Source organism: Pseudomonadota bacterium (assembly GCA_030775045.1).
Lineage (GTDB): Bacteria > Pseudomonadota > Alphaproteobacteria > JALYJY01 > JALYJY01 > JALYJY01.
The window spans coordinates 1-600 of the sequence record JALYJY010000124.1 but is presented as its reverse complement, the minus strand read 5'-3'; the positions used below and the strand labels follow the sequence as shown (position 1 = coordinate 600).

Here is a 600-nt window from a genome sequence, read left to right as displayed (position 1 = left end):
GCGTTGACCTCGGCCCGCGTAATGGCCAGCAGGTTGCCCGCCGCAGTCAGCAGGGCCGTGTCCGCCTCGGTAAACGTGCCGTGTTCGGGCACTGCCGCGCCGCAGTTCTTTTGCACCTGCGCCAGCACGCGCTGGACCAGGTTGCCGTAGTCGTTGGCCAGTTCGTGGTTGATGCGGTGGATGATGCCTTCCTTCGAGAAATTGCCGTCGTTGCCAAACGGCACCTCGCGCATGAAATAATACCGCAGCGGGTCGAGCCCCCAGGTTTTGACCAGCGTTTCCGGATCCATGGTGTTGCCCAGCGACTTGGACATTTTCTCGCCATCCATGAGCCACAGACCATGGGCGAAGATGCGCTTTGGCAGGTCCAGACCGGCGGCCATGAGGAACGCGGGCCAGTACACGGCGTGGAAGCGGGTGATCTCCTTGCCCACCACGTGCAGTGACGTGGGCCAGTACTTTGCGTAATCCGAACCGGGGCCGGTCTGCGGATATCCCAATGCGGTGATATAGTTGGCCAGCGCGTCCAGCCACACGTACATGACGTGCTTCTCGTCCCCGGGCACGGGGATGCCCCCGCTGAACGAGGCGCGGCTGACC

General features: G+C 63.2%; 1 protein-coding gene. It reads right to left on the bottom strand.

What is annotated here, in order from left to right; translation table 11 throughout:
* A partial coding sequence (locus M3O22_08805; GenBank protein MDP9196840.1) for a methionine--tRNA ligase occupies positions 1 to 600 on the bottom strand: 600 nt, incomplete at both ends.